This is a genomic window from Actinomyces bowdenii, from assembly GCF_017592395.1.
In the GTDB taxonomy this organism is placed as follows: Bacteria; Actinomycetota; Actinomycetes; order Actinomycetales; family Actinomycetaceae; genus Actinomyces; species Actinomyces bowdenii.
Genome location: NZ_JAGFOU010000044.1, coordinates 1 through 2197, shown reverse-complemented (window position 1 = coordinate 2197; position 2197 = coordinate 1). Strand labels below are relative to the sequence as shown.

At 57.1% G+C, this 2197-nt stretch carries 3 protein-coding genes and 1 pseudogene; all 4 read left to right on the top strand.

The genetic code is table 11. From position 1 onward, the window contains the following. Positions 1-332: pseudogene (locus J5X07_RS12695) on the top strand (hypothetical protein); the annotation flags it as partial. A 51-nt stretch (positions 333-383) separates the two neighbouring features. Beyond that, positions 384-905: a hypothetical protein gene (locus J5X07_RS12690; protein ID WP_208480041.1), complete on the top strand. Its 522-nt coding sequence runs from the start codon at positions 384-386 to the stop codon at positions 903-905. Positions 906-1348: 443 nt separating this feature from the next. Then, a complete protein-coding gene (locus tag J5X07_RS12685) occupies positions 1349-1900 on the top strand; it encodes a hypothetical protein (RefSeq protein ID WP_208480040.1) in 552 nt (183 codons plus the stop codon). Next, positions 1897-2175 (top strand): glycine zipper domain-containing protein, encoded by a 279-nt coding sequence (locus J5X07_RS13520; RefSeq protein WP_481736490.1) that lies wholly within the window; start codon positions 1897-1899, stop codon positions 2173-2175. The genes J5X07_RS12685 and J5X07_RS13520 overlap by 4 nt, the downstream gene beginning before the upstream one ends. Positions 2176-2197: the final 22 nt, after the last annotated feature.

The window sequence follows — 2197 nt, the reverse complement described above, 5'->3', positions numbered from 1 at the left end:
AGACCAGCCCCCTGATGTCACTCCTAGTACCAGCAGTTCTGTTCTTCCTGGCGGTCGCCGTCCTCGGCCTGCTTCCCATTCCTCTACCTAAGCCCATGTATCCAGAGTGGCAGATGGAGAAGCGCCGCCAACGCGCAGTACAGGAACACGAGAAGATTGCGGCGGTCGGCAAGAGCTCTTCTTCTACCCTCCAGCTCCTGACCCCTGAGGACTCAGCCGCCCCGAACACCAGCCTCCTACCTCAAGCGCAGAAACAGACTGGCGGTCAACCCAAGCAAGAGCCCCGGCTTTCAGAAACCGACCATGATCAACATGATCAAAACAGGCAGTAAGTCACCATGTCCGAAGATACGCTCCATGGTGTCGGTTGCACGATGATGGGCATGGGGACGCTCATCAACTGGTGGTTCGAAATGTTCTCCGACTCTGGATACGCAGAACTATGCCGCTCACTCACCGAAGAGAGATTCAACCTCGGGCGCAACACTATTGCGCTCATCGAGCCGGCCGCCGGTATCGGCTTCACGTTCGGGGGCGTCGCTATACTACTAAATCATGCCGGAATGAACAAGGATCATCCTCTGCTGCTGTTCATCGCTGGCCTGTTCTTCTTTTTCCTGGCGGTCGCCGCCCTCGGAATGCTCCCCATCCCTCTACCCAAGCCCATGTATCCAGAGTGGCAGATGGACAAGCGCCGTCGCCTCGCCACCCAGACCGCATCAGCCACAGTCGATGAGGATCGCGGCACAACACCGAGCACCCTCGCCCTCAAAAACTATCAATCCACACCACCGCAGAACATCGACCACTCCTCCTCCTACACCCTCCCCATCCCCGACGATGAACTACCGTCCCGCTCACATCATGACCATAACAACACACCCCCTCCCGACACACCGATATGACGGCCTCGATGACAGCCCCGGGCGCTGTGCCACTGGAGTACGGTGAGCACGCACCTACGTGGGCCCCATTAGCCAGAGCCCGGGATGCCCGCTCGACTTTGCCGAGGCCAGGGGACGGAGCCACTCTCGGAGCAAAGGGAGGCGCAGCGATCGGCGTGTGCATCGGGCGCCCCGCCGGCGCCGCAGTCGGTGGCGTCATCGGCGGAGTCGTCGGAGGTGCAATTGGATCAAACCTGGGAAGTTCCTTTGCAGACAAGGTTATCAGTTGGTTCTAGTAGCACCACTACACAAATTCGAAAGTGTTTAACATAAACACATTAATATCTAGGCACCCTAGTCGCAGAAATTCAATTCAATAAACACGAGGGTGGCAACTGAAATAATTATGTGAAGCAGTTTCCCTCGCAATAGTTATAACCGTCAGCCATTAGAGGTGGTCGGCAATGTCTAAGGACGTACTATATGGCATCTGCGCCCTTCTGATGGGCGTTGGGACTCTTATCAATTGGTGGTTCGAGATGTTCTCCGACTCACCCTATGCAGAGTTGTGCCGGTCAATAATGGATTCATCCTTAAGTCTGGGACGCAACACGATCGCCCTCATCGAACCAGCCTTAGGGGCATGCTTCTTCTTCACTGGTATCTTGATCTTGACCCCCAAGACCAGTCCTCTGGGATCATTTTTAGTACCGATCATTTTATTTTTTATCGTGATCGCCGCGCTTGGCATGCTCCCCATCCCTCTGCCCAGGCCCATGTATCCTGAGTGGCAGATGGACAAGCGCCGTCGCCTCGCCGCCCAAGCCGCATCAGCCACAGTCGATGAGGATCGCGGCACAACACCGAGCACCCTCGCCCTCAAAAACTATCAATCCACACCACCGCAGAACATCGACCACTCCTCCTCCTACACCCTCCCCATCCCCGACGATGAACTACCGTCCCGCTCACATCATGACCATAACAACACACCCCCTCCCGACACACCGATATGACGGCCTCGATGACAACCCCGGGCGCTGTGCCACTGGAGTACGGTGAGCACGTACCTACGTGGGCCCCATTAGCCAGAACCCGGGATGCCCGCTCGACTTTGCTGAGGCCAGGGGACGGAGCCACTCTCGGAGCAAAGGGAGGCGCAGCGATCGGCGTATGCATCGGGCGCCCCGCCGGCGCAGCCATCGGCGGCGTCATTGGCGGAGTCGTTGGCGGAATAATCGGATCACAGGCAGGAGATTCGATCGCCAACACGGTTCTCAATTGGTTCTAGCAACATCACTATACGGGTAGAA